6 protein-coding genes are annotated in these 6,105 nt (G+C 70.8%); 3 read left to right on the top strand and 3 right to left on the bottom strand.

Features of this window, described 5'->3' with window-relative positions; all coding sequences use genetic code 11:
* Nucleotides 1-103 precede the first annotated feature (103 nt).
* Both DLJ59_RS20990 and DLJ59_RS20985 read left to right on the top strand, forming a co-directional pair.
* Complete coding sequence (locus DLJ59_RS20990; protein WP_124774335.1) at nucleotides 104-751, top strand: acVLRF1 family peptidyl-tRNA hydrolase; 648 nt, start codon at nucleotides 104-106, stop codon at nucleotides 749-751.
* Nucleotides 752-934: 183 nt separating this feature from the next.
* Nucleotides 935-1,294, top strand: a complete 360-nt coding sequence (locus DLJ59_RS20985; protein WP_124774334.1) for a YybH family protein — start codon at nucleotides 935-937, stop codon at nucleotides 1,292-1,294.
* A 66-nt stretch (nucleotides 1,295-1,360) separates the two neighbouring features.
* On the opposite strand, the gene DLJ59_RS20980 is transcribed toward DLJ59_RS20985, so the two are convergent.
* Both DLJ59_RS20980 and ypfJ read right to left on the bottom strand, forming a co-directional pair.
* Nucleotides 1,361-2,353 carry a DUF6454 family protein gene (locus DLJ59_RS20980; RefSeq protein ID WP_124774333.1) on the bottom strand — a complete coding sequence of 331 codons (993 nt, stop codon included), beginning with the start codon at nucleotides 2,351-2,353 and terminating at the stop codon, nucleotides 1,361-1,363.
* A gap of 139 nt (nucleotides 2,354-2,492) precedes the next feature.
* Entirely contained in the window at nucleotides 2,493-3,416 is a 924-nt protein-coding gene (gene ypfJ / locus DLJ59_RS20975; protein WP_124774332.1) for a KPN_02809 family neutral zinc metallopeptidase, read from the bottom strand.
* Nucleotides 3,417-3,679: 263 nt separating this feature from the next.
* Here ypfJ and DLJ59_RS20970 point away from each other — a divergent pair, with 263 nt between their 5' ends.
* Nucleotides 3,680-5,284, top strand: a complete 1,605-nt coding sequence (locus tag DLJ59_RS20970; RefSeq protein ID WP_124774331.1) for an ABC-F family ATP-binding cassette domain-containing protein — start codon at nucleotides 3,680-3,682, stop codon at nucleotides 5,282-5,284.
* A gap of 25 nt (nucleotides 5,285-5,309) precedes the next feature.
* Here DLJ59_RS20970 and DLJ59_RS20965 read toward each other — a convergent pair whose 3' ends face one another.
* Nucleotides 5,310-5,909: a cadmium resistance transporter gene (locus DLJ59_RS20965; RefSeq protein ID WP_124774330.1), complete on the bottom strand. Its 600-nt coding sequence runs from the start codon at nucleotides 5,907-5,909 to the stop codon at nucleotides 5,310-5,312.
* Nucleotides 5,910-6,105 lie beyond the last annotated feature (196 nt).

The raw sequence follows: 6,105 nt of genomic DNA, 5'->3' as shown, positions 1-6,105 counted from the left end.
GCGCGGCTCGGGCCGGGCCGCGCTGGCCCGCGCCGGGCCGGGCCGCCTGGCTCGCGTGCGGCCCGGGGGTCCGGTCGGGCTCGCGGTGCCGTACGGTCGGGCGGTGACCAGTCGACCCGCAGCCGGCGGAGGCCGGTGGGTCGAGGTCGATCCGGCCCGCGTCGGCCGCTGGGTCGAGGGCTTCGCCGACCGGCACGGCCCGCCCACCACCAGCGCACGGGAGTACGGCCTGCTGCTCGCCGCCCCGGACGGGGCGACCGCCGAGCTGTACGCCCCACCGGGTGCGCCGGCCGGCGTGGATGTGGCCGGGTTCGTGGCCTCCGCCGTCACGCCCCGCCGGATCGGTCTGCTGCTGGCCCGTAAGGGCGCGGTGGCGATCGGGGTGGCCGAGGGCACCGAACTCGTGGCCTCCAAGGTGGACACCCGGTATGTGCAGGGGCGCACCGCCGCGGGGGGATGGTCGCAGCACCGGTTCGCCCGTCGGCGCGACAACCAGGCGAAGGCTGCGCTGGGTGACGCGGCGGACCTGGCCGTACGGCTGCTGTTGCCGGAGGCGGCGGCGCTCGCCGCGCTGGTCTGCGGTGGTGACCGGCGGGCGGTGGACGGGGTGTTGGCCGACCGGCGGTTGGCGCCGCTCGTGCCGTTGCGGGCGGAGCGGTTGCTCGACGTGCCGGAGCCGCGGCACGCGGTGCTGGTCGCGGCGGTGGGCGCGGCCCGTGCGGTTCGGATTCTGGTACGCGACCCCGACTGAGCTCGGCGGTTCCCGGCGTCGGCGGGGAGATGGCCGCCACCCAAAACGGGGGTTCCCGGGCGTGCCGCCCGGCTGGCGGCCGGAGGATGGACGCGTGGAGTTTCTGGTTGACCTGGTGACGGCGGTGCCGTCCGGAACATCGGGCGACGACGTCGCCGGCATGCGCGTAGCGGGGAGACCGTCATGTCCGAAGCGCAGATTCTGCGTACGGTCCTCGACCTGTGGAAGTCGGCTGTCGACGCCCACGAGCCCGATCGGGTCGCCGCCTGTTTCACGGACGATGCGATCTTTCAGGGGTTGCAGCCGTACACCGTCGGTCGGGCCGGTGTCGCCGCCTACTACGCCGCCCAGCCGCTCGGCCTGACCGCCGCGTACGACATTCGGGAGATCCGCCGTCTCGCCGACGACCTGGTCCTCGGCTACCTGGAGGTGGAGTTCGGCTTCACTGACCGGCCGGCCCTGACGGTCAACCTCGGCGTACTGCTGCGGCGGGTCGACGACGACTGGCTCATCGGGCACTACCAGGTTTCGCGGCTCGCCTGACCGGGGCCCGCCCGTCGGCAATCCTCTCCCGTGCACGGCAGGTGGGTGGCCGACGGGCGGTGCGGGCTACGGGGCGACAGTGGCCTGGTAGGTCAGAATCTCGGTGCCGTTGCCCTCCTCGCCGTTGTCCGGCGCGGCCCACATGGTGAGCCGGTTGCCGTCGGCGGCGAGCTTGACCGGGTTGCGGGTGGCCACGTGCCCGGCGGTGGACCACTGCTGGAAGGGCACCTCACGAAGCACGTTGTGGCTGCGCAGGTCGATCAGGGCCAGGCCACCGAGTTCGTACGTGGCCGTGCTGCCACCGGCGGTGGGGGTCTGGGGCAGGTTGGTGACGCCACCGCAGAGCATCTTGCCGTTCGGCACGTACTGGCAGTCCTGGTAGTCGACGAAGAAGTTCTCGTTGTCCCAGGTACGCAGCTGTTTGCCCGATGCGTTCCACTCCGCGAAGCGTCGCGATCCCCAGGTGTTGCCGACGAGGTGGCCGGTGGTCTTGTCGAGTACCACCCCGCCGAAGTGGTCGGTGACCTCGAACTGCCGGTGGACCCGGAGGTTGGAGGCGTCGACGCGGTAGACGATCGTGCTGCTGTCGGGGCGGTACTGCGCCACCGGCACCCAGACGTTCGTTCCGTCGAAGTCGATGCCGCCGGGGTGGTACATGTCGCCCTCGCCGAGGACGAGGTCCTTCTGCAGGTTGCCCTGGCGGTCCATCACGAACAGGTGGCCGATGCCCTTGCCGGGGCTGCGGTCGTACCCGTTCTGCGGGGTGGGGTATTTGACGGTCGGTTCAATGATCTCGACCGAGGAGAGGAAGATCCGGTCACCGGCGAAGGCGATGCCCTCGGTGTGGAACGTGGGGAAGTTCAGCTTCAGCTTGCTGGTCTGCTGCCAGGCGGTGTTGCGGTCCACGGCGCCGAAGGCGGTCGCGAGCGCGGTGTCCCGGGAGTGGCCGCCGCTGGTGTGCCCGGTTGCCGGCCCGGTGGCCTGGGCGGTGGCGGTGCCACCGAGGATGGCGGTCAGGGCCACGCCGACGGCCAGGGTCCACCTGGTGGTCGTCTTCATCGTTACCTCTTCACAGCGGGTTGCAGGGACCCGGTGAACGTAGGTAGTCGTCGTGAACGCCCGCTGATGCTGCGGTGTCATGGCTCCGAACGATCGTGGCGGGCCCGCCGAGGGGGCCCGCCACGGTCCGGTGGCGAGGTCAGAGCTGGTCGGTGCCGAAGGTGTCGCAGGTCTTCGGGTCGCCGCGGTCGTAACCCTGGGTGAACCAGCGCTTGCGCTGCTCGGACGTGCCGTGGGTGAACTGGTCGGGGTTGACCCGCCCGCCGGAGCGTTCCTGGATGCTGTCGTCACCGATCGCCTCGGCGGTGTCGACGGCCTGGTCGATGTCGGTCTCGGTGATCGACTTGAACAGCGGCTGCTGGCCGGTCTTGTCCTTGCTCTCGGTGGCGTGCTTGGCCCAGGCGCCGGCGTAGCAGTCGGCCTGCAACTCCAGCCGCACGGACGCCGAACGAGGGCCGCTCTGGTCACCCTGGCCGGCCTTGGCGTTGGTGCCGAGCAGGTTCTGGATGTGGTGGCCGTACTCGTGGGCGAGCACGTACGGCTGGGCGAACTCACCCTTTGCGCCGAACCGGGTGGCCAGCTCGTCGTAGAAGCTCAGGTCGATGTACACCTTCCGGTCGGCGGGGCAGTAGAACGGGCCGACGCCCGAGTCGGCCTGCCCGCAGCCGGTGTTCACGGCGGCCTGGAAGAAGTTGGTGGTGGTCGGCTCGTAGTTGCCGTTGCCCACCTCCGGGTACGCCTTCTGCCAGTAGGCCTGGATGCTGTTGACGTAGAGCAGGTTGCGGCAGCGCGCGTCGTCGAGCCGGTCGGGGTTGGCGGTGGAGCAGGCCTGGTCCAGATCGCCGCCCCCGGCCTGGCCGCCCTCGTCGCCGTTGGTCATGGCGTTGAGGCCGAAGCCTCCGCCGAGCAGGGCGACCAGCACGGCCACCACGATGCCGATGATGCCTCCCCGGCCGCCGCCGCCCGGGATGGGGATGCCGATGCCGCCGCCGCCCGACCCGCCGCCCCGACCCAGGTCGTTGGCCTGGGAGGTGTCGAGCTCGGCCCGCTCGTTGAGTTCCATGCTGACCCCGATCGCCGTATGTCGGTGAGTGTCTGTTGTGTGTCGTTTCGTCCATCGAGTGCCGGATGGGGTCCGGACAGGCGTTCCCGTACCCGATGATCTTGATTGGTAATCCGAGCGGACCGCGCGGCGCCGCCCGGTACACTTGTCGGGTGCTGCGCTGCGAAGGCTGAACCGCCCCGCGCCGTCGGGCCCCTCGAGCCCGCCGGCCGTTTCGCGTGCCCCGAGTCAGCCTTCCGAACCCCGAGAGCGAGCCCGCAAACATGATCACTGCCACCGGCCTGGAACTGCGTGCCGGTTCCCGGATCCTGCTGTCCGACACCACCCTGCGCGTGCAGCCCGGTGACCGGATCGGCCTGGTCGGCCGCAACGGCGCCGGCAAGACCACCACCCTGAAGGTGCTCGCCGGCGAGGGGCAGCCATACGGCGGGCAGATCGACCAGCGCAGCGCCATCGGCTACCTCCCGCAGGACCCGCGTACCGGCGATCTTGAGGTGACCGGCCGCGACCGGGTGCTCTCCGCCCGTGGCCTGGACGTGCTGATGGCGCAGATGAAGGAGATCGAGGAACGCCTCGCCGAGGACGCCAGCGAGAAGCTGGTCCGTCGCTACGGCGCACTGGAGGACCAGTTCGCCGCCCTGGGCGGGTACGCGGCCGAGGCTGAGGCCGCCCGGATCTGCGCCAACCTCGGCCTGCCGGACCGGGCGCTCGCCCAGACCATCGGCACCCTCTCCGGCGGTCAGCGCCGCCGTATCGAGCTGGCGCGGATCCTGTTCCGCGACGCGGGCGAGAACGGCGGCGGCATCCTGCTGCTCGACGAGCCCACCAACCACCTCGACGCCGACTCGATCACCTGGTTGCGCGGCTTCCTCGCCAACCACAAGGGCGGCCTCATCGTGATCTCCCACGACGGCGCGCTGCTGGAGTCGGTGGTCAACAAGGTCTGGTTCCTCGACGCCACCCGGTCCGTGGTCGACGTGTACAACCTGGGCTGGAAGGCGTACCTGGAAGCGCGCGAGACCGACGAGCGGCGTCGCCGTCGGGAGCGGGCCAACGCTGAGAAGAAGGCCGGCGCGCTGATGGCGCAGGCCGACAAGATGCGGGCCAAGGCCACCAAGACCGTGGCCGCGCAGAACATGGCCCGCCGTGCCGAGAAGCTGATCTCCGGCCTGGAGGAGGTGCGGGTCGCCGACCGGGTGGCCAAGGTGCGCTTCCCCAACCCCGCGCCGTGCGGCAAGACGCCGCTCACCGCGACCGGCCTCTCCAAGTCGTACGGCTCGCTGGAGATCTTCACCGACGTCAACGTGGCGGTGGACCGGGGCTCCCGGGTGGCCATCCTCGGGCTCAACGGTGCCGGCAAGACGACCCTGCTGCGGATGCTCGGCGGGCTGCTCACCCCGGACACCGGCGAGGTGCACGCGGGGCACGGCCTGCGGCTGGGCTACTACGCCCAGGAGCACGAGACGCTGGACGTGGAGCGGACGGTGCTGGAGAACATGCGGGCCGCCGCCGTCGAGCAGTCCGACACCGACCTGCGCAAGATCCTCGGCGCGTTCCTCTTCTCCGGTGACGACGTGAACAAGCCGGCCGGGGTGCTCTCCGGCGGCGAGAAGACCCGGCTGGCGCTGTCCACCCTGGTCTGCTCCGGTGCCAACGTGCTGTTGCTCGACGAGCCGACGAACAACCTCGACCCGGTCAGCCGCGAGCAGGTGCTCGACGCCATCGCCAACTATCCGGGGGCGATCGTGCTGGTCACGCACGACCCGGGCGCGGTGCTGGCGCTCAAGCCGGACCGGGCCATCCTGCTGCCCGACGGCGACGAGGACGCCTGGAGCGACGACCTGCTCGAACTGGTCGAGCTGGCCTGATCCAGCACGGCGGCTGGTCGGCCTCTCAACCGAGCAGGTCGACCAGTCGGCCGAGCACGCCGGAGCTGACCAGGATGACCAGCCCGATGGCGATGAAGATCGTCGGCACCAGCCAGGCGCCAGCGCGTTCGACCAGCCGGATCACCCTCCGGTGCCTGCCCAGCCACGCTCCGGCCACGCACCAGAGCGCGATCAGCAGCACGAAGACCAGCAGGAACACCGCGCTGTCGGCCACACCGAGGGCCCGGAAGACGGGGACGTAGACCGCGACGTTGTCCGCGCCGTTCGCGATCGTCACCCCGGCCACGCCGAGCGCTCCGGTGACGACCGCGGGTGCCTCGTCGTCGGCCGAACCTCGCAGTGCGCGTACGCCGAGCGCGATCGGCAGCAGACCGAGCAACCCCGTCCACGGGTCGGGCACCACCAGGAGGCCGCCCGCGATCACCGCGCTGGCCAGCGCGAGCGCGCCGATGCCGAGGTATTGCCCGGCGACGATCTCCCACGTGCGCGGTTGGCCGGTGGTGCGGGCCGCGACGAAGAACAGCGTCAGGAGGACGATGTCGTCGATGTCGGTGGCGGCGAAGACCACGGCCGCCGCGCTGGCGGCGCTCAACAGGTCGATCACGATCGAAGGCTACGGGTCGTCGGCAGCCACCAGCTCCCAGCGGTGGTACGCCCGGACACCGCGGCGGGCCGGATCGCCAGGATCACTCTATCGGGAAGCTGACATTGCATAGCGTGTCGGTTGGCGAAGAGTTGATATCTGGCGCATGATCGTTCGAGGCGGTCTAATAGGTGGGACCGTATCCGAACCGCACAGT

The organism is Micromonospora inaquosa, from assembly GCF_003857055.1.
GTDB classification, from domain to species: Bacteria; Actinomycetota; Actinomycetes; order Mycobacteriales; family Micromonosporaceae; genus Micromonospora; species Micromonospora inaquosa.
Note: the sequence above shows the minus strand (reverse complement) of the source record. Positions and strands in the feature narration are given on the sequence as shown.